The 20675-nt window shown below is 42.8% G+C and carries 21 protein-coding genes; 9 read left to right on the plus strand and 12 right to left on the minus strand.

Going from position 1 to position 20675, the window contains the following annotated elements:
* Positions 1–6: 6 nt before the first annotated feature.
* A complete protein-coding gene (gene dnaQ / locus SPUTW3181_RS11695) occupies positions 7–735 on the minus strand; it encodes a DNA polymerase III subunit epsilon (RefSeq protein ID WP_011789535.1) in 729 nt (242 codons plus the stop codon).
* Between the two features lie 70 nt (positions 736–805).
* Between dnaQ and rnhA the strand changes: the two genes are divergently transcribed.
* Positions 806–1276: a ribonuclease HI gene (rnhA, locus tag SPUTW3181_RS11700; protein ID WP_011789536.1), complete on the plus strand. Its 471-nt coding sequence runs from the start codon at positions 806–808 to the stop codon at positions 1274–1276.
* 163 nt (positions 1277–1439) lie between these two features.
* On the opposite strand, the gene SPUTW3181_RS11705 is transcribed toward rnhA, so the two are convergent.
* Complete coding sequence (locus SPUTW3181_RS11705) at positions 1440–2336, minus strand: LysR substrate-binding domain-containing protein (RefSeq protein WP_011789537.1); 897 nt, start codon at positions 2334–2336, stop codon at positions 1440–1442.
* A gap of 23 nt (positions 2337–2359) precedes the next feature.
* Positions 2360–3094, minus strand: a complete 735-nt coding sequence (locus SPUTW3181_RS11710; protein WP_011789538.1) for a class I SAM-dependent methyltransferase — start codon at positions 3092–3094, stop codon at positions 2360–2362.
* Positions 3095–3259: 165 nt separating this feature from the next.
* Here SPUTW3181_RS11710 and gloB point away from each other — a divergent pair, with 165 nt between their 5' ends.
* Both gloB and SPUTW3181_RS11720 read left to right on the plus strand, forming a co-directional pair.
* On the plus strand, positions 3260–4063 hold the full coding sequence (gene gloB / locus SPUTW3181_RS11715) for a hydroxyacylglutathione hydrolase (RefSeq protein ID WP_011789539.1): 804 nt from the start codon (positions 3260–3262) through the stop codon (positions 4061–4063).
* Positions 4064–4305: 242 nt separating this feature from the next.
* Entirely contained in the window at positions 4306–5850 is a 1545-nt protein-coding gene (locus SPUTW3181_RS11720; protein WP_011789540.1) for a LysM peptidoglycan-binding domain-containing protein, read from the plus strand.
* A gap of 106 nt (positions 5851–5956) precedes the next feature.
* Here SPUTW3181_RS11720 and SPUTW3181_RS11725 read toward each other — a convergent pair whose 3' ends face one another.
* The 3 genes from SPUTW3181_RS11725 to SPUTW3181_RS11735 are packed head-to-tail and all read right to left on the minus strand — an operon-like array spanning position 5957 to position 8925.
* Complete coding sequence (locus SPUTW3181_RS11725; RefSeq protein ID WP_011789541.1) at positions 5957–6562, minus strand: BsuPI-related putative proteinase inhibitor; 606 nt, start codon at positions 6560–6562, stop codon at positions 5957–5959.
* A complete protein-coding gene (locus tag SPUTW3181_RS11730) occupies positions 6562–8388 on the minus strand; it encodes an AsmA family protein (protein WP_011789542.1) in 1827 nt (608 codons plus the stop codon). The genes SPUTW3181_RS11725 and SPUTW3181_RS11730 overlap by 1 nt, the downstream gene beginning before the upstream one ends.
* A gap of 42 nt (positions 8389–8430) precedes the next feature.
* Positions 8431–8925, minus strand: a complete 495-nt coding sequence (locus tag SPUTW3181_RS11735; RefSeq protein WP_011789543.1) for a putative 4-hydroxy-4-methyl-2-oxoglutarate aldolase — start codon at positions 8923–8925, stop codon at positions 8431–8433.
* 233 nt (positions 8926–9158) lie between these two features.
* Between SPUTW3181_RS11735 and SPUTW3181_RS11740 the strand changes: the two genes are divergently transcribed.
* Complete coding sequence (locus SPUTW3181_RS11740; protein ID WP_011789544.1) at positions 9159–9479, plus strand: hypothetical protein; 321 nt, start codon at positions 9159–9161, stop codon at positions 9477–9479.
* A 258-nt stretch (positions 9480–9737) separates the two neighbouring features.
* Here SPUTW3181_RS11740 and SPUTW3181_RS11745 read toward each other — a convergent pair whose 3' ends face one another.
* On the minus strand, positions 9738–11510 hold the full coding sequence (locus SPUTW3181_RS11745; RefSeq protein ID WP_011789545.1) for a DUF885 domain-containing protein: 1773 nt from the start codon (positions 11508–11510) through the stop codon (positions 9738–9740).
* A gap of 379 nt (positions 11511–11889) precedes the next feature.
* On the opposite strand from SPUTW3181_RS11745, the gene SPUTW3181_RS11755 reads away from it, so the two are divergent.
* Both SPUTW3181_RS11755 and SPUTW3181_RS11760 read left to right on the plus strand, forming a co-directional pair.
* Positions 11890–13293: a DEAD/DEAH box helicase gene (locus SPUTW3181_RS11755; RefSeq protein ID WP_011789546.1), complete on the plus strand. Its 1404-nt coding sequence runs from the start codon at positions 11890–11892 to the stop codon at positions 13291–13293.
* 24 nt (positions 13294–13317) lie between these two features.
* Complete coding sequence (locus SPUTW3181_RS11760; protein WP_011789547.1) at positions 13318–13812, plus strand: peptidylprolyl isomerase; 495 nt, start codon at positions 13318–13320, stop codon at positions 13810–13812.
* A 67-nt stretch (positions 13813–13879) separates the two neighbouring features.
* Here the strand turns inward: SPUTW3181_RS11760 and SPUTW3181_RS11765 are convergent, their stop codons facing one another.
* Positions 13880–14320: a YcgN family cysteine cluster protein gene (locus SPUTW3181_RS11765; protein WP_025008110.1), complete on the minus strand. Its 441-nt coding sequence runs from the start codon at positions 14318–14320 to the stop codon at positions 13880–13882.
* Positions 14321–14512: 192 nt separating this feature from the next.
* The gene (locus SPUTW3181_RS11770; RefSeq protein WP_011789549.1) at positions 14513–14791 is read right to left on the minus strand and encodes a YcgL domain-containing protein; all 279 of its coding nucleotides are present in this window, start codon (positions 14789–14791) and stop codon (positions 14513–14515) included.
* 123 nt (positions 14792–14914) lie between these two features.
* Between SPUTW3181_RS11770 and minC the strand changes: the two genes are divergently transcribed.
* From minC to minE, 3 genes are read left to right on the plus strand one after another with little or no spacing between them, the layout of a single operon-like run.
* Positions 14915–15580, plus strand: coding sequence for a septum site-determining protein MinC (minC, locus tag SPUTW3181_RS11775; protein ID WP_011789550.1), 666 nt, complete (start codon positions 14915–14917; stop codon positions 15578–15580).
* A gap of 27 nt (positions 15581–15607) precedes the next feature.
* Entirely contained in the window at positions 15608–16417 is an 810-nt protein-coding gene (gene minD, locus SPUTW3181_RS11780) for a septum site-determining protein MinD (protein ID WP_011789551.1), read from the plus strand.
* A 2-nt stretch (positions 16418–16419) separates the two neighbouring features.
* Positions 16420–16677 carry a cell division topological specificity factor MinE gene (gene minE, locus SPUTW3181_RS11785; protein WP_007648439.1) on the plus strand — a complete coding sequence of 86 codons (258 nt, stop codon included), beginning with the start codon at positions 16420–16422 and terminating at the stop codon, positions 16675–16677.
* Between the two features lie 72 nt (positions 16678–16749).
* Here minE and rnd read toward each other — a convergent pair whose 3' ends face one another.
* The 3 genes from rnd to SPUTW3181_RS11800 all read right to left on the minus strand — a co-directional run bounded on the left by rnd (position 16750) and on the right by SPUTW3181_RS11800 (position 20669).
* Positions 16750–17859: a ribonuclease D gene (gene rnd / locus SPUTW3181_RS11790; RefSeq protein ID WP_041408193.1), complete on the minus strand. Its 1110-nt coding sequence runs from the start codon at positions 17857–17859 to the stop codon at positions 16750–16752.
* 71 nt (positions 17860–17930) lie between these two features.
* Positions 17931–19604: a long-chain-fatty-acid--CoA ligase FadD gene (gene fadD / locus SPUTW3181_RS11795; RefSeq protein ID WP_011789553.1), complete on the minus strand. Its 1674-nt coding sequence runs from the start codon at positions 19602–19604 to the stop codon at positions 17931–17933.
* Positions 19605–19802: 198 nt separating this feature from the next.
* Positions 19803–20669, minus strand: coding sequence for an alpha/beta hydrolase (locus SPUTW3181_RS11800; protein WP_011789554.1), 867 nt, complete (start codon positions 20667–20669; stop codon positions 19803–19805).
* Between the last annotated feature and the right edge of the window lie 6 nt (positions 20670–20675).

Below are 20675 nucleotides of genomic sequence, written 5' to 3' on the forward strand. Positions count from 1 at the left end.
GATTATTTATCCTCTCCAGAGGCATTTTCCCGATTTTGCGACTAAATCAAGGCGTTGTTCGTGCATAGCTAGTTCATCGGCCGATGCTGAGATCACTTTAAGATTAAGTGAATTGGGAGCAAACCGCTGGATCCCCCCTGCTTCCTGTCCTACTTCTTCGTTAGATAAATTAAACTTCGTTTGCCCACCCGTCATGATCAGATAAACATCAGCAAGGATCTCGGCATCGAGTAATGCGCCGTGATAGTGACGACGCGAGTTATCAATACCATATCGCTTACACAGGGCATCAAGGTTATTTTTTTGCCCCGGATGTAAAAATTTAGCTATTTCTAAAGTATCGAGAATATCGCAGATATCCATCGTTTTCGGGCCTTTAGAAGGCAACATCGAAAACTCGTGATCCATAAAGCTCACGTCGAAGTTTGCGTTGTGGGCTACGATTTCAGCACCATCAATAAATTCAATAAATTGCTGTGCTATTTGGTGAAAACGTGGTTCGTTTGCAACTCGCTCATCGGTAATACCGTGGACAGCTATCGCTTCAGGATCAATGGCCTGTCCTGGATTGATATATTGATGAAAGTAACGCCCAGTCAGCCGACGATTGATAACCTCCACACAGCCAATTTCAATAATTCTATGACCCAAATAGACTGCACCGCTGCCTTGATTCATACCTGTAGTTTCTGTATCCAACACAATCTGGCGGCTGGCGTTTGAAATAATATTCATACTTTTATGCGCTTCTTATGACAATTTTTGGTTATACTCGGCCGAAATTCACGGCAATGGTAACAACTTGATGACTGAACGAAAACTGATCCACATCTTCACTGACGGCTCTTGCTTAGGCAACCCCGGCCCCGGTGGCTATGGCATTGTAATGAATTATAAGGGTCATACAAAGGAGATGTCCGACGGTTTTGCACTTACCACCAATAATCGCATGGAATTGTTGGCACCAATCATCGCCCTAGAAAGTCTTAAAGAACCTTGCAGAGTCGTTCTTACCAGTGATAGTCAATATATGCGCCAAGGCATAATGACGTGGATCCACGGTTGGAAGAAAAAAGGGTGGATGACCTCAAACCGTACGCCTGTCAAAAATGTGGATCTTTGGAAACGCTTAGATAAAGTATCGCAAATGCACACTATCGATTGGCAATGGGTAAAAGGCCACGCTGGCCATGCTGAAAATGAGCGTTGTGATATCCTAGCACGCTCCGCGGCTGAAGCGAATCCAACCCAAATCGATGAAGGTTATCAACCTTAAGCACACTCCTCTAAATCACTAGAGATAACGAGATAATAAATATTCTGTTTTACGCACTCACTTATCGTAAACATTGTGTGGTATCAATCTCTAAAAGCCTCCTTCCCATCATCGCGTTAGAGGGGCTTTCAGTTGATATCACTTCAGATGTCACGTATTTACCCTAGTGAGCAATATTGAAGAAATTCCCGCAAAACTGCACAAACGCTTGCCCTAAAGAGGTCGCTTGACGGCTTTTATGGGTAATGCGATAAAACTGCCGCTCTAGGACCAGCCCTTCAACTGTCACCATCGCCAATTCTTTTCGGCTTATCTCCTTATCTAGAGCAAGCTCTGATAATACGCCTAATCCTGCACCTTGCTTGACAGCATGTTTAATCGCATCCGGCGTAGAAAAGCAGAATTTAGCCTCTGGATGCATATCTAACTCATTGGCAGCATTAACAAAATATTCTCGAGTGCCAGATCCTTCTTCTCGTAGCACCCAAGATTGTCCTTTTAGTGCGGCAGGTTTTACAATTTTGCCAGCAAGCGGGTGCGCAGGATGACAAAACACGAGTAATGTATCCTTATGCCACACCTCAACCTTCAATCGACTATCAGTACAATAGCCTTCAATAAAGCCCATTTCTGAACGAAATTGTGCTACCGATTGGATCACATCTTGGGTATTTGTGATTGCGACATCCACGTGGGTTTGAAGATGTTGCTGACAAAAAGCCACTGCGGCTTTGGCGAGTAAATAATTACCGATTGTCGAGCTAGCCCCCACGCTTAAATGCCCAATAAGATCGCCATCTTGCTGAGTAAAAGCTTGTTCAATCTGCTCGACTCTATGTAATAAATCCGTTGCCAGAGGTAGTAACAAATTGCCTTGGGAATTTAATTGTAAACGATTGCCAATTCGTTCAAAAAGTCTAGCATTTAGCTGTTTTTCTAATTCTGCCAATGCCATAGAAGTCGCAGGGGGAGAAAGGTTAACTTGCTCCGCGGCTTTAGCAACCTGACCGCTTCGCGCTACGGCTTCAAATACAGCCAGTTGCCTCAAGGTTATTCGCATATCATACTCGTTTGTACACGCGGTTATTTGGAATGTTCCGATAAATGTCCAGAACGGCCTGCGCTTGATGCGGTGCTCCAGTTAGGCTGTAATACTTTACGTTTATCACGGATCGGGGTTAATGGGGATTCTAGCTTACGCGCTACGATCAAATATAAGCTCCCAGTGCTAGGCAACCAAGATGCTAATGTTTGTTGTAGAAAACGTCCTTCATTAAATTCACCAATCAAAGGGTGGTATACCAAACGCTCATCACTTACCACTTGATATCCTAAAAGTCCGAGCCAATCCCTCACCCGTGATGGCATAAAAAAACGGCCATTCCAAGGTAAACAATCTTGATATTTAGGCCACAATTTACCTAAAAAAACAGGGCTTAGCGGGTTAAATCCCACAATAAATAAATAGCCACCAGCGATAAGTACTCGGTCAGTTTCACGTAAAATACGGTAGGGATCAGGTTCAAATTCCAGCAGTAAGCTCATCACTACAGCGTCAATCACACCATTTTGCAGGGGAAGATGACAAAAATCGCCAATAATTGAAGCATCTTGGCTTGAAGATAAGGAAAAGTGATGCGCGACAGGAGATTCCATACTGGATAAGGCAGCACTTAAGGGGCCGAGCTTTAGTAAATGATAACCAAATACCCGCGGCCACCAGTGAGCTAATTTCTCTGCCACTGCAAATTGTAGCGCAGCACCATTGGGTAAATCTTCCCATTGTTCAGGTTTGCATTCAGTACTGAAATACGACACAACGTTTCTCCATTACCCTTGTACGATAGCAATTCAACCAAACCCTTGCTGACTGATATAACCATGTACAGAACACTATGCCATTATGGCAAAAGTCGCCAAGGTGTATCGACTTGTGGATAATAACCTTATCTATAAATTGAAATACAGCCATAAGGTGGTTCTATGCTCACTATAACAGCGATTAAAGCCTTTAATGACAATTATATCTGGGTGTTACAACAAACTCCCCACTCGCAGGTTTATGTTGTCGATCCTGGTGATGCTAAGGTCGTTATTGCCTATCTGGTCTCCCATCAGTTAGCACTCGCTGGTATTTTGCTCACGCACCATCACCAAGATCATACTGGCGGTGTCGGGGAACTTAAACGTTACGTTGAGCAAACTTCATCACAAACACTGCAGGTTTACGGACCACAAAAAGAAAATATTGCTCATGTCAATGTACCACTTAATCCTGAAATGCGAACTGAACTCACCCTTCCTTTCCTTAACGCTCAAATACAAGTGCTGAACGTGCCAGGCCATACAGCTGGACATATTGCCTATGTCATTGAGGATGCGCTTTTTTGTGGTGATACTTTATTCAGTGCAGGCTGTGGTCGACTATTTGAAGGCACCGCGGAGCAAATGCTTAGCTCTCTTACACTATTAGCCAAACTTCCTGCGAATACTCGAGTTTTCTGCGCCCATGAATATACCCTCTCCAATCTTAAATTTGCTCTAACAGTCGAGCCTAACAATCTAAATTTACAGGCATATATGCAAAAAGCCACAGAAATGCGTGCTCAAAATAGCGCTACAATTCCCTCAAGTATTGCCTTGGAGCGAGCTATCAATCCTTTTTTGCGCGTGGGAGAACAAAGCATTATTGATAGTATAAAACAGCATTTTGATGATCCCGATCCTATCAAACTAGATGAACTCACTTGTTTTACCCGCCTTCGGCAGTGGAAAGATATTTTTTAGCACCAACCGATCGTTTTTAGATTGAAATTTATACAGTTTTTTCCACTTTTGATGATGTAAGTCAAAAATAGCCTTACAAGATGTACGATAATTAAGGGACAAGATCGAAAAGATCCCATAGAATGGCTCGTTTTTGCGTGAATACTTTGCGCTCTGTGTTGTCATTATCCTATTAAAAATCATGCTTTTAATCTACAAGCATGGCGCACTGACAATGCACTAACAGAGGACTACCGTTTTCCATGAGAGTATCACTTTATATTGTAGTAGGGGGATTTGCCCTACTCGCGGGTTGTCAGACATTGGATAACCCTGAGGTTACTAAGCCAGAAGCTAAAGCCGTCACAAAACCAAATACCGTCACTCCCTTTTATCTCTCATCAGAGGTTGAATCGGCGCAAATTACCGATGTGTGGGAACGAATTCGTCAAGGAATGCAATTACCTATCCCTGATCAAAAATTAGTCAATCAATACCGTGATTGGTATATCAAGAATCCGAAACATCTCGAAATTATTTCTGAGCGTGCGGCTCCTTATATGTATATGATTGTGGAAGAACTTGAGAAACGTCATCTTCCGATTGAGATTGCACTACTGCCCATTATCGAAAGTGCCTTCGACCCATCTGCCTCCTCTGCCAGCGCCGCTTCGGGGTTATGGCAATTTACCACACCTATGGCCAATCATTTTGGATTAGAAATGAACTGGTGGTATGACGGTCGCCGTGATGTACCTGCCTCGACGATTGCCGCATTGGATATGTTGGAATATCTCTATGATAAAACAAATAATAATTGGCTCTATGCTTTTGCAGCTTATAATTCTGGGGAATCACGGGTTCTCAATGCAATAAAAAATAATGAGGCAAAAGGGTTAAAAACGGATTTTTGGTCACTTAACCTACCTAAAGAAACTAAACGCTATGTGCCTCAGCTTCTCGCGCTTGCAGAGGTTATTAAGCATGCCGACGAGTATGGTATTACTTTAGCACCAATAGAGAATACCCCTTCAATTGAAGTTGTTGATATTGATAGCCAAATTGATCTTGCTATGGCTGCAGGACTTGCCAATATGACAACGATGGAATTACAAAAACTCAACCCTGGCTATCATCGCTGGGCAACGTCGCCCTTGGGACCACACACCTTAGTATTGCCTATAGATAAATCTGAAGAGTTTAAAAAAGCACTGGCGGAGACAGAGAGCGAAGCAAGAATGAGCTGGTTGCGATATACCATCAAATCCGGTGACAGTATTGGCGCGATCGCTAAAAAGCACCATACAACTGTAGCAGCAATTCGCGCCGCTAATGGTATGAAAAACAATACGATTGTTGCAGGTAAGCACCTGATTATTCCAGTGTCTGCGGATGATAAACAGTTATACGCTCAATCGACAAGCCAGAAATTACCGAAGAAATTACGCTCTTCAACAAATACTCAACTGACGCATAAAGTGCAATCCGGCGACACCCTGTGGGAAATTGCAAAAAAGTATAATGTGACAATCAAACAACTGACTGTATGGAATCACTTAAAGGAAGATAGCAAACTGCAAACAGGGCAAAAGCTGGCCGTTTTAGCGCCTAAACACACTGAAACTACCGAAAAAACCCGTACCGTCAGCTATAAAGTAAAATCCGGTGATTCATTGGCTCGAATAGCTAGCAAGTTTAACGTCACCGTCACTGAATTGTTGGAATGGAACAGCTTAACTCAATCGCAATATTTACAACCTGGCCAAGTATTAAAACTGGTTGTCGATGAAAGCAAATTAAACGCTTAGTGACAACGCTATTTAAGACGGGTCAAACCCAAAAGATAAATCAAAAAAGGCAGCGAGTCCTTGAAACGCTGCCTTTTTCAGTACTACATTCAACACAATCTCGCCGTTATTCCCATTGAAGCAACACCACCACGGGGATCATAACTGGCACCTCTGACTCAATGACCTTGGCCGCAAAGTGGGCTTCTAAACGAGCCCCATCGGTTGAAATAGCGGCAAGGATGTTTTCAGGAATGATAAACTTCTCCGTTATAGAAGCTCCAGCATCAAGCCGAGTATCACGAATGGCCTGTGTGAACATCATCTCATCTGACCAAGCCCATAAACGCTTTCCTTCCATAGTGACAAGCCAGAGATCCGCGGTCATTCCTGAGTTATATCGTAACGGCACGGCATAAGATTGTGGATTCGTTACGGTAAAAGTAGCCGTAAGTGATTGCCTAACGTCGACAAAAGGATCGAGCACTAACTCCCCTTGAAGTAGCCCTTGTACCTTATCAGATTTCACTTGCTCGACCTTTAATCTTGAGGCTCCCGTAGCAAGCTCGAGCACAGGATCCGCCGCACGAACAAACTCCGACTGAACAGCCGTGTCAATCTTACTCTCTGTGATAGCGGTAACATTTGTATCTGCTGTTTCGGGAACCGAGCAGCCAACCAATTGACTACTGATTAAAATACTTGCACAGATAAGACAAGCACCACGCGCCACTATAAACCCCCAAGCTTTTTCAGCAGAGAATCTTTCAATTTTTCCTTCGCTTTATCCGTTTCTTCCTTCAGTTGATTATTCAATAAAGCTTGAGTATCCAATGCATACTCTGGTTTTTGGAAAGTGCCAGTTATCGCTAATGGAATATCAACCCCCGCAAGAGCATCTTTCTCACTGCCTCCCTGTCCTTTTAATGAGTTAACAAGGCTAGCCGTCAATCGATAATCGAGGGCCTCTGTTATTAAATTTGCATTCCCTTTACCCGCAAGACGCAATAATGGAGATGCCATCGATAAATCAGGATTCGTAGCAACACCATTTTCCAATGAAAAAGTGCCTGTCAGACTCGAAAAGTCTGTTTTACGCTCTTCTTTCGTATCAGCCGATAAATCACCTTTTAACTTAGCTTGTGCACTGCGGATCATCTGCGCAATATTGACGCCATAAAGCGCACCATCCGTGATATCAAAACGACCATTAGCGAGTAGATTTTTCTTTAGCGCCTCTGGAAGTAAGCTTTTTCCTCTTCCTTTCAGATTGAAATTTGCCATCCCTGCTAACAAGTCAATATCGGCTGCATCCTTCAGTAATGGCTGAATTTGCACGCCTGTTATTTGTTTATCAAATTGATAACTGGCGACAGTTTGGCGAGCATCAACTTGAGCACTCACCAATAACTTTCCTTGATATAAATCAGCCGTTAATTGTTTAAGATCGAGTATGCCATTTTTAACCCCAAGATCGAGTAACCAATTTTGGGTCGACAAATTAGCGACTTTAATTGATTTCACCGCCAGTTTAACACTGAGATCGAGTGATTTTAGTGCACTAAGATCCGGCTCCGTTGCTTGCTCAGCCCCTGCCGATACTGGAGCGCCATTTGCTGTTGCCTCTGATTTAGGTAAGAGACTATCGACATCTATATCACCAACTTGGAAATCAGCCTTAATTTGTGGAACCTTTGTTCCATAATTCACCGTTAACTTACCAGAAGCATTAATATCCGCAGCGTTTAACTGGGTTATATCCGCCAATAGTTGCTTTTTATCTAAGGCGATTTCGGTATTGACACTTAACGCTGTAGTCAATTTTTGATTGGGAATACTATTGCCTTCCACCACTGTGTCGATTTTTAGTTTCTCTATCACCAACTGATTAAAATCACGACTTAGCTTAAGTTCACCTTCACCTTTACTAGTGATTTTCATATCGGATAACGTGGCAGTGAATTCGTAAGCAATAGGGGCAAATTTGTCTAAAGAAAATGTACCTAAAGTAAAACTGTCTAAAGTGAATGTTTGAGTTTCGCCCTTTGTCTCATCAATCATATTAATTTGTGTGTTGGTAATTGACACGCCACCCACTTCAACACTGGCAAGTTGGGCTGGAGAGGAAGCAGGCGCAGCTGTGGAGCTAGATTTGACACTGGGATCAGTTCCCGTTAGCCCATCTAAGCTGGAACTGCCATTTTTACGAGTCACTAGGTTAATGTTAGCGCCATCCAAACTTAATTGAGCAACTTGGATCTCTTTACGAAACAATGGTATTAAGGCCACTTCCGCTACAGCTTTGTTCACATCAAGCATTGATTTAGGCGTAAACCCTTCAGGATTTGATAATGAAATGCCTCCAAGGTTAATGCCAAGCGCAGGAAAAAACGTCCAAGATAGATCATCAGCAATAACGAGTTCACGCCCCGTTTGTTTTTTCACAGCATTAACAATTTCGGGTTTAAAATCATTAGGGTCGAAGAAAACGGTAAGGTATAGGGTGACTAACAAGGCTAATGTCACCAGAATAGCTAAAAACCACTTAATGAGTTTCATACAAACATCCTTATCAATAATATCTTGAATTTTGATCGAATTTTAATTTAAAAAAGCAAAGTTTAGCGACTCCTCGCTGATTGCTATCCCATTCTCATCGGCATAAATCATCATGCCGGGTTTAACGATAACGCCTCCCATGTCGATAGGCACATTGATTTGTCCTTGATTTAGCTTTTCAGTCTTAATGGGCATGGCTCCGAGAGCACTCACCCCTAGATTAAAGGTCGCCAATCTAGCAACATCACGCACATACCCATTAATCACAACGCCTTGCCAACTATGATCTAAAGCACTTTGCGCGATAAGATCGCCTAATAATGCTCTACGCGATGAGCCACCGCCATCCACAACGAGTACTTTACCATGACCATCTTGGGCCAATATTTCCTTCACTTTAGAGTTATCTTCAAAACATTTTACCGTTACAACTTCCCCCCAAAACAGGCGCTTACCACCGTACGCCTTAAACTCTAAGGGCAATAAAGTCAGTTTTGAAGGGTAGTGGTCGAACAAATCTGGTAATAGATCAAGCATTTGTATCTCCGCGCAGACTAAAACTTTAGACTACTCACAATTCTAAGTCCCGACAAGCTGAAATAAGAAACACCCCCCATTTTTATTGGTTTTAAGCAACTAAGCACTTGGTGAATATTGGCATAACCACTATAATCTGCGATAGTTAACAGCCTATGACACCTTCTTGGGTTTCTACCTAAGTGATTTCGTAATTAAATTCCTATACTTCCTTGTTATAAAGCGAAAACAAAATGACTACTGATATTGATTTACAGAGTGCTATCGCAGCTCTTGATGAATATGGATATGATAAAAAAGTCTCCGCGGATCTTGAGCAAGCACGCAATAAACAACAGATGGGAAAATATATCAAATCTCTCGACTATAGCTTACGTCGATTATTGATATTGCAAGAAACCGTCAACGAACTTGTTGAAGAAAAGAAACATCAACTCGCTCAGAAAGAAAACATCCAAACTTATAAAACAAGAATCATTAATTTATCAAGAGAATTTAACATTTCCTACGAGGATGTGTTAGCGCTTATGGCTGAAAATGCCCGAAATAAATAACATTGTTGCTGAAATTTAACTCTCTTTATAGACAAATTAAATTCGAATATCACTGTTATAGTAATGACAAATATTGGTATTACGCCATGTAACGTCATCAATCATTAGATGGCTCGGTTGATTATTATGTCAATAATCAATATCCCTATTTACAGCCATTAATTTACAGTTAGGATGTCAAACTGTGATTTTGGGTGAATATCGTTATCATTTGGGTGACTATCGTTATCAGTAGTCACCCAAACGAGTCAGTATTGATTATTTAGCTTGCATCAACTGACGAATATATTTGACGGGTGCACTACCATAACTTAGAAACTGTTCGTGGAAGGTTTTAAGATCAAAATCCTTGCCTTTTGTCTGCTTGTACTCTTCTCGAAAATCATATATTTCACGGTAACCAGAGTAATAGCTTGTCAATTGCACTTGGCTTAATGTTGCACGGCGCCATTTTCCTTCTGCTTCAGCCTGTTGTTGGAATGCCTCTTCCATCATCAAAGCAATGGCTTCGGCCTCAGTCATCCCTTTAACATGAATGCTGTAATCTAAAATAGTGTTACAGATAACCCTAAGATTCCACTTATAGTACATTAACCACATTTCAGGCTCGAAATTCCCGTACCCCTCCTCGAGCATCATACGTTCCGTGTATACCGCCCAGCCTTCAACCATGGCGCCATTACCAAATAGACTTTTAATAAGGCTGGGCGATTCATTAGAATAAACTAACTGAGTGTAATGCCCTGGAATGGCTTCGTGAATATTCAAGATCTGCAAAATCCAATGGTTATATTCTCGTAGGTAACTTTCAGCGGACTCATCCGTCATGCCATCAAGTGGCGTGACGTTATAATAGGTATTACCGAGTTTTTCATAGGGACCAGGGGCACTAATTGAAGCCCCCGCATATCCGCGCATATATTCTGGTGTTTCACGAACAACAAGGGGCTTGTTAGGATCAAGTGTTACTAACTTTTTCTGATTAACAAAATCGATAAGTTCGGGAATTTGTTTACGGACTTCGTCTACAAATTCATCACGCTTAACGTGTTTGGTTGATAATTTATCAATCAACTGACGAATGGCAATTTTATTATCTGATGGTTTCGGCGTAGAGAAATATTGAGGCCAAAGCTTATCGGTAATTTTTGCCATTTCAGCTTGAACCCTGTCTTTATCTGCGACTGCTTTTTGATAAAGCTGTTTTGCAGTCATACCGGCTTGAATATCAAAGGCAAATTTTTGCTCGTATAAATCTTCACCAATTCTAAAACTACGAGCGCCCTCTTTTTTAAGCGTTGTCACCAAACTGTTTAACCATGAAATATGGTTATTAATGGCCACTGTCGCCGCATCAAAACGGGTCTTGAATAATGCTTTCTCAGCATCACTCAAGCCAGAGTTGGTAACTTGTTTCAATAAATCATCAGAAAATACCGAAAATGCGCCCTGATTTTGCAACACAGCAAGCTCGGTATGTTCAAGGGTCGGCTGGCTAATATTGGCTTGAGCTGCAGCATAATAAGCAGGAATATTTTCCATTCTCGCGAGCACTGAGCGTAATCTATCATCCAACGGTGCAAAGTTTTCATTGATGATTTGAGCAAAGCCGCCAGCAACATTGTAATTAGCTGGATCCCACTGCCAAGATTTAAAGGTGGTAATATCCCAAGCTAGGCTATTCAGTAAATTATCTATCAGGTGATAATCAATCACCTCATTAGAGGTTAAGGTTTTTTGATCGAACTGTGCCAATTTTGCCTGTTGTGCTTTCACAAAAGCTAAGGTCTTGGCTCGACTAGCATCATCGGGGATCTCTAAGTAGCCATCATTCACATGCTTACCACTGTAAAGTGCCCACGTGGGTGATAACGCCCATAATGAGTCAATAAATGCGGCGCTGAATTGTTCAAATGATGTGGCTTGTACTTCACCAGAGGTAGAAGGAACCGTTGTACTCGTCTGGGATTGACAGCCAGCAAGACCAGCTAGCGATAATACAATCGCAAGGGAGAGCGTCGTTTTTTTCATTATTTTTCGTCCTTTATTATTGTGATAAACGATATTGTGATATTCGAGCTAAGGTGCTAAACCAGATCACTTGAACAGTGCAACAAGCAAAGTGACCTAAATGAGTCTTGGTTAAAAATGCACTAAGTTAATCATATCGCCTCAATAATTGCAGCAATGTTACCCGCGAATACATGCTCAGTTACAAATTTGTGCGCCAACTATTAAAGGGATATTTGAATAATAAAGGACTGAATACGGCTTACATTATGGATAGCGATTGCTACTGAATTTGAGATATTCGCCTTTTCTGCCATAGCTACTGCTATAATATGAGCCTGCTTTACTGTTAAACCCATTTTAACAGTTTGCCCACGACATTCTTTATTTGAGACACCCCATGCCATTTTCCAAACTTGGATTAAGCGATCCGATTGTAAAAGCCATCACAGAACTCGGTTATGCAAGCCCGACCCCCATTCAAACCAAAGCGATACCAGTGATCCTAAGCGGTAAAAACGTACTCGGCGCTGCACAAACAGGCACAGGTAAAACCGCCAGCTTTGTGTTACCTCTATTGCAAATGTTTGCTGATGCCCCAAAAATTCGCCCCAAGCGAGTACGCGCCATTATCCTTACACCGACCCGTGAACTTGCCGTTCAGGTTGAGGAAAATATCCGCCAATACGCTAAATATCTGCCACTCACCTCTATGGCGATGTACGGAGGTGTCGATGCCGCACCTCAAAAGAAAAAACTGATTGAAGGTGTAGATATCTTAGTCGCAACACCTGGTCGATTACTCGATATGTACACCCAAAGAGCCATTCACTTCGATGAATTATCTGTACTGGTATTAGATGAAGCCGACCGAATGCTCGACATGGGATTTATTGAAGATATCAATAAAATCATCGAAAAATTACCGCCACAAAGGCAAAACTTGCTCTTCTCGGCCACCCTGTCAAAGCAAGTGCGCGTATTAGCTAAGACCGCCGTTGAAAATCCTATCGAGATTGAAATTGCACGAAACGCGGCCACGGCGCCACAAATAGATCAGTGGCTCACCACAGTTGATAAAGATAAAAAATCTGCGTTACTCAGCCATCTGATTAAAGAACAAGCGTGGGATCAAGCGTTAATTTTTATCCAGACCAAGCAAGGTGCCGCCAAATTAGTCAGTCAGCTTGAAAAGCGCGACATTGGCGCAGAAGCCTTCCACAGTGGCCGCAGTCAAGCGGTTCGTGAGCAGCTTTTAGCCGATTTTAAATCCGGTAAACTGGCATTTTTAGTGGCGACAGGAGTTGCATCACGCGGAATCGATATCGATGCCCTCACCCGCGTTGTGAATTATGACTTGCCCGATGAAGCCGATGATTATATTCATCGTATTGGTCGAACAGGCCGCGCAGGAGAGCATGGTGAAGCGATATCTTTTGTGTCAAAGGATGATTTTAAGAACCTCTGTGCCATTGAGCGCCGTTTAGGTCACCTTATAGTGCGTAAAGAAGTCGAAGGCTTTGCTCCTAAAAAAGAAGTGCCAATCTCCATTCTCGATTTTGTGCCAAAACATAAGCCGGAGAAAACATTTCGCCCAACAGAGTCTGCAGCGGGAACTTACCGCAGTGCAAAGGAAGGGACTTTTGAAACGGCTAAGGCGAAAAAGCATCGCAGTGCAAAGTCGCAACCAAAACCAACGACGAACGCGACTTTACGTCCAACAAGAACGGCAGAGGGAAGTCCAAAACAACAGGACAGTGGTGCCCCTTTTAATCCATGGGCCAGCGGACCTAAAACCAAGTAATTCAATCGAATAGAAGCTAATACTATGATTATTTTCACTACCAATGTCGGGGATATCAGCATCGAACTCGATTTTGAGCGAGCGCCTGTCACTGCCAAAAACTTTCTCCGTTATTGTGAAGAAGGGTTTTATGAGCACACTATTTTTCATCGCGTGATCAAAGGCTTTATGATCCAAGGTGGTGGTTTTACCGCCAAGATGAAAGAAAAACCGACCCACGACCCCATAGTCAACGAAGCCAATAAAGGTCTTTCCAATACCTTAGGCACGATTGCCATGGCACGGACTGACGCCCCACATTCCGCCACGGCGCAGTTTTTTATCAATACCTCGAATAATGATTTTCTCGATCATACGGCCACAACAAACAACGGTTGGGGTTATGCCGTATTTGGTAAAGTGGTCGCGGGACTTGAGGTAGTACAGCAAATTGAAAAGGTCAAAACCACTAAAGTCGCAGGCCATGAAGATGTACCGCGCGAACCTATTATTATCGAAAAAGTAACCATTACAGGGTAATTTTCACGGAATAAGGTGGGTAAAAAAACAAAGGGAGCTTATCGCTCCCTTTGTTTTTCATCGTGGGTCAATCAATATCCTTGAGCGGCCACAACACGATATGATCTTCAATATCTTTTATCCTGCGCTCATCAATCACTTTACCTTGAATCGACATCCCCGCATGATGCATCGCTTCTTTAGAGCCTGTGATTAAGGGGTGCCAGCTTGGCAAGTCACGCCCAGCGGCAAGCCGGCGATAGGCGCAACTATCGGGCAACCATGTTAGTTCATCGACATTATCAACTGAAATCACTGTGCATTGAGGTACATGGGAAAAACGGTCGGTGTAATGCTGACAACTCGCCGTTTGATGATCCAGTAATAAACAAGCCGCATTGGTGTAATACAGATCTTCTGTTTCATCATCAATCAACTTATTCAAACAACATTTTCCGCACCCATCACAGAGGGATTCCCACTCAGTTGGGCTCATCTGCGCTAATGTCTTGCTCTGCCAAAATGCCATGTTCAACGATTTCTTCTCAATAAAATCCCGCATAATGCGGGCTATTTTACACTAATTTATACATGGATACTGAATTCTCTACTGACGATAATACACAATAGAAATACCAAAAGAATTACCGCGCAATCAAATCAATCAAACGGGATCTAATCACCCTTTCAATGACCCATCCGGCAACAATTGTTGTATCGACTAATCTTGGAGCCCAAGATTGCGTTTATGTTCAGCCAATAAATTAACTTGAGGAGGTGGAATTTGCAGGTAGTAGCCATTTTCATCGATCGCGGCTCTGACTTTATGAATATCGGCCATTCCTAAAGATTCTCGTTTCGCAATAGGAAAGACCATCACTAATTGAGGTGTACCAAACATTGCCATTAAAGCTTCAGGCACATCGTCAAAACAATCTCGTTTCTTCACAAATAAATATGTATCAGCCTTTCGGGTACTTTTATAAACGGTACATAACATAAGAGTATAAATATCCAATAGTTCAAACTTGCCAGCCAATGGGGCACACTATAACATGGTCGCCTAATAATTTAATTGCAAAATCAGCGAACCGACTGATGATTTCTTAAGAAGAGTGCCGGGATGTCAAAACCTAGCTTAGAGTTAAAAGGAGCTTCTTTTACTCTTTCAGTGCTTCACATTAATAGCAGTGACTTAAATGCAGTCATGGCTGAATTAGATAGCAAATTGGCACAAGCCCCACAATTTTTTCTGGGCGCGCCTTTGGTGGTCAATCTCAGTGCCATCCAGCATAATGATTTTAATTTACATGGCCTCAAGGAACTACTGCTCTCTCGTCAATTAGTGATTGTTGGGATAACGGGCGCGACAACCGTTCTCAGTAAGCAGGCCAAAGACTTAGGTCTTGCCATAGTCAAAGCGGGTAAACAAAGCACAACGCCCCCCCCTGCGCCACGCCAAACTAAAATCGTTAAACAAAATATCCGCTCCGGGCAGCAGGTCTATGCAAAAAATGGGGATTTAATCATATTTGGTGCGGTAGGCAATGGCGCTGAAGTCATTGCTGATGGTAGCATTCATATCTATGGCGCATTACGAGGGAAAGCCATGGCGGGCGCGGCGGGCGATCCCACAGCCGTCATCATCGCCCACTCTCTTGAGGCCGAACTCGTTTCGATAGCAGGGCAATATTGGCTCGCTGAAAATCTACAACAACATAGCTCAGATAAAAGCGGCTGTATTCGCTTAAATGGCGAGTCGCTTATGGTTGAATCATTGCCCCTCTAAATGGCAGAAAAAAGGATAGAGAGAAACATGGCACAAATTATTGTTGTCACTTCAGGTAAAGGCGGTGTAGGTAAAACCACATCGAGTGCTGCTATTGCGACTGGCCTTGCAATGCAAGGGCACAAAACTGTTGTTATCGATTTCGATATAGGTTTACGAAATTTAGATTTGATCATGGGCTGCGAACGTCGGGTAGTTTACGATTTCGTCAATGTGATCAATGGTGAAGCGAATCTTAATCAGGCACTCATCAAAGACAAACGCTGCGAAAAACTGTTTGTTTTACCGGCCTCACAAACCCGTGATAAAGATGCATTAACTAAAGAAGGCGTCGGCCGTGTTCTGGACGATTTAGCCAAAGACTTTGAATTTATTATCTGTGACTCACCTGCGGGCATTGAACAAGGTGCAATGATGGCGCTGTATTTTGCCGACATTGCCATTGTGACCACTAATCCAGAAGTCAGCTCAGTGCGCGACTCAGATCGTATTCTGGGAATGCTGCAAAGCAAATCACGCCGTGCAGAACTGAATCTAGAACCGATAAAAGAATATTTGTTACTGACTCGCTACTCACCAAGCCGTGTAAAATCGGGGGAGATGTTAAGTGTTGATGATGTTCAAGAAATTCTTGCTATTGAGTTGTTAGGCGTTATTCCAGAGTCCCAGTCGGTTCTGAAAGCCTCTAACTCAGGTGTGCCAGTGATTATCGATCAAGAAAGTGATGCGGGTTTAGCTTATAGTGACACAGTCGCGCGTTTATTGGGTGAAGATGTCCCACTACGCTTTATTACGGAAGAGAAGAAAGGTTTCTTACAACGGATATTTGGTAGCTAATTATGTCTTTACTCGACTATTTCAAAAGCAAGAAAAAGCCTAGCACTGCGGTAATGGCAAAAGAGCGCTTACAAATTATTGTGGCTCATCAACGTGGACAACGGGACACCCCCGATTACTTTCCACAGATGAAACAAGAGATTATTGCCGTGATCCGTAAGTATGTGCAGATTTCTGATGATCAAGTGTCTGTGCAGTTAGATCAGAACGACGATAACTTATCGGTACTCGAACTTAACGTGACTTTACCAGACAGATAAGTCGAGTTTTAGCGTCATCCTCAAGTGAGGATGACGCTTTTTGCTGCATGATTTTCAGTTAGACAGTTAGACCTAAACGTCAAGCTTTGCGAGGGATTGTGCGGCGATTTCGCCACGCCACCCAGTTAAGATTATCGGTAAATCGCCCTGCTCTGCGTCCCATCTCCATTGTAAATACTCATGGATATGTCGCTTAGAACCTAGCATTTCCAGTGGAACTTCATACTTTTCACACAGTTCAGTCAAACAGTTTTTGATCAGCTTAAAAGCAGATTTATAGCCCGGCTTAAGTGCAAGCACATCGACAAGCTCTGGTAGATTGACCAAATCCACGGTTTGCATTACTCGCAAAATCTCTTTACCGTGAATACGCTTTTCCTGCTCGGTTAGGTCGTTTAGCTTAAGCAACTCGGTCATACTTTTAGGCTGTTTTTTAGCTAATGCAATCAGTCCATGATCTTTAATCACAAATCCCAAAGCTAAATCACGTGCTAAGGCTTTTTCAAGACGCCATTTGGCAAGTACTTTCAGGTAAGCCAATTGAATTTCAGTCAACTGAAAGGCATTTTTAACTTTTAAATAAGCGGTATTGAGATCTGGCGTATCTAGCCGCCCTTCCGTCATCCTCACCCCTTCCTCATATAACCAATTTAGGCGCCCCTGAGCGACCAATTTAGCTTCAAGCTGAGGGTAAAGTTGATGCAGATACAACACATCATTTGCGGCATAGGCAAGTTGCGCTTCGGTTAATGGCCTGCGGATCCAATCGGTGCGTGACTCACCTTTATCAATCACTTCGCCAAGACAGGTTTCAACTAACTTTGCATAACCAACACCATGCCCCATACCACATAAAGATGCCGCAATTTGGCTATCGAATAAAGGTACAGGTTGACACTGACCATAGTGCGCGAATACTTCTAGGTCTTCACTACAAGAATGCACTAATTTAATAATATTGGGATTCGCCAACAAAGCCCAGAATTTGGCGAGATCGGGTAGCGCGACAGGATCAATCAACGCCAAGGTTTTTCCATCATAAGCTTGGATCAAACCTAACTTTGCATAATAAGTACGGGTACGAACAAACTCGGTATCTAACACGAGTATTTTACTTTGCTGATATTGAGCAACGAGGGCGTTAAGGCTCACTTCATCACTCACATAGTGGAACACTGACAAATTCTTCTCCAGATCCCGTGGGGTCAATCACAGTCCATAAAAACAAAAGCCGGCAATTGCCGGCTTCAATCTTACTTACGCTTAACTTCGTCTCTAAGCTCTCGTCGCAAGATCTTACCCACATTGGTTTTAGGTAACTCGTCTCTAAATTCTACCAGCTTCGGCACTTTATATCCCGTTAAATGAATACGACAATGCTTAATGATGTCATCTGCGGTTAACGATTTATCTTTTGCCACCACAAAAACCTTCACTAATTCTCCGCTAGCCTCATTTGGTACACCTACAGCCGCGACTTCGATAACCTTGGGATGCAGGGCAACGACCTCTTCTACTTCATTAGGGAATACGTTAAACCCTGAGACTAAAATCATATCTTTTTTACGGTCAACGATATAGAAAAAGCCTTTTTCGTCCATATAACCAATATCGCCCGTGGCTAACCAACCATCTTTATCAATAACTTTGGCCGTTTCTTCTGGACGCTGCCAGTAGCCTTTCATCACCTGTGGGCCTTTACCAAATAACTCACCGGTTTCGCCTTGGGGCAACACATGACCTGCATCATCACGTATTTGGATCAAGGTCGATGGCGCTGGAAAACCAATAGAACCGTTGTAACCATCTAAATTATAAGGGCAACAAGTGAGCAGAGGTGAAGCCTCTGTCAAACCATAACCTTCCAGTAAGCGGGTTTTAGTAATATTTTGCCATTTATCCGCAACCGCTTTTTGTACTGCCATACCACCACCGATAGACAGCTTTAAACGGGAAAAATCAAGTTGCGAAAAATCGTCACTGTTCACAAGCGCATTAAATAACGTATTCACCCCAGTTAATGCGGTGAAAGGGTATTTTTTAAGCTCTGCCACAAAAGCTGGAATATCACGAGGATTGGTGATCAAAAGATTCTGGCTGCCCTTGTGTAAAAACAATAGGCAATTCACCGTTAACGCAAAAATATGGTACAGAGGCAATGCTGTGACGACAAACTCACTACCATCTTTAAGGGTAGGAGAATACGCACCATCGGCTTGGAGCACATTTGCAACCACATTTTTGTGGGTCAACATGGCACCTTTAGATACCCCTGTTGTGCCACCTGTGTATTGTAAGAAAGCCAAATCATCATTAGTGATAATTGGCTTAATATATTGCAAACGGCGCCCCCTTGTTAAGGTATCGCGCATTGATAAGGCATGGGGCAAATCATATTTAGGCACTAGCTTCTTAATGTATTTAACAACAAAATTCACTAAAGTTCGCTTCGGTGCGCTGAGTAAATCACCCAGCCCCGTAATAATGACACTTTTGACTGGCGTTTGATCCACGACTTCTTCTAAGGTACGGGCAAAGTTTGATACGACGACAATGGCTTTGGCGCCGGAATCAATTAACTGGTGCTTAAGCTCACGGGGAGTGTAAAGCGGATTGACGTTAACAACCACCATACCTGCACGTAAAACACCAAACAATGCAATAGGATATTGCAAAAGATTCGGCATCATAATCGCAACACGATCACCCTTTTCGAGCTTTAACTCATTTTGCAGATAAGCGGCAAAGGCACGGCTGCGCTCTTCCAATTTACGATAAGTGAGTGTGGCACCCATATTGATAAATGCAGGTTGATCAGCATATTTAGCTACCGCTGTCTCGAACATATCGACAAGCGATGAATACTGATCAACATTGATTTCAGCAGGCACATCTTTTGGCAAATGATTAATCCAAGGCTGGTCCACAACTCTCTCCTAAATCCCCACAACTGCGGAAACGGTATCCATACAACCGTCAACACTCGGTAAATACCGAGTTAAAATACCGACTTACATTTTTGTTATTGATTAACTCGTCATAAATCATACGAGCGTTTTAATTTTGATCATCATCACATAAAAAAAACAAAAAACCTAGTGTCTTTTTTGCATTAGCAAAAGCCACTATTCAATAAATGATTTGATCAACTCGGCAACCCCTAAAGCATTACCCATATGAACATGGTGATCACCATCGATGGTTTGTTCCGACAAATGTTTGAACCACATGCGCGCCTTTGGCAACGCGCTTTGCAACTGATGAAATCCTTGTCGCCCACAAATCAGTAATGTGCTCACTGAAATGTCCTGCATCAATGCATCAACCTGAGCAAAAGTTAAACGCTGCGGCGAATCTAATCGCAATCTTGGATCGCTACGCCACCCTATTCCCCCACCTTCAGTTCGCATGTTGCGCTCAAGCAATAACCGACACCAAGGTTCGGCAAGACCGGTAAGATGTGATCTCGCCCTAACAGCGGTATCAATAGTGTCGTAGACTTTAAGCTGCCGCTGTTTTTGGGCAAGATATTTCTCATGCTGATAAAAGCTCTTTCTTAATCGTGATTTTGCCTGAGTTACTGGCTCAAATAATGGACTCAGCGCTTCTATAAGGATGAGTTTATTGACCTTCTCAGGAAATACCGCTGTATAAGCCGAGGCAATAATACCACCAAGTGAATGACCGATAATGGCTACAGGCTGCACAGGTAAAACCCCGAGTAAGGCATCTAAGTCATATAAATAATCAATCCAATGTAACGGATAATGACCTGGCCTATGTGCAGAAAAACCATGCCCTGGCCAATCGATAGCAAGCACTTGATAATCCATCAAATAGGCGGCAAGAGGTTCAAAACTATTGGCATTATCTAACCAGCCATGTAAAGCAAGTAACAGTGGTCTATCTTTCGCCCCCCATAACCGTCCTGCAAGTTTGATATGAGGTAAAACAAACTCAATTTGATTTTCGGGGGCGGAAGATTGCCACATAATGCC

This window comes from Shewanella sp. W3-18-1 (genome assembly GCF_000015185.1).
In the GTDB taxonomy this organism is placed as follows: domain Bacteria; phylum Pseudomonadota; class Gammaproteobacteria; order Enterobacterales; family Shewanellaceae; genus Shewanella; species Shewanella putrefaciens.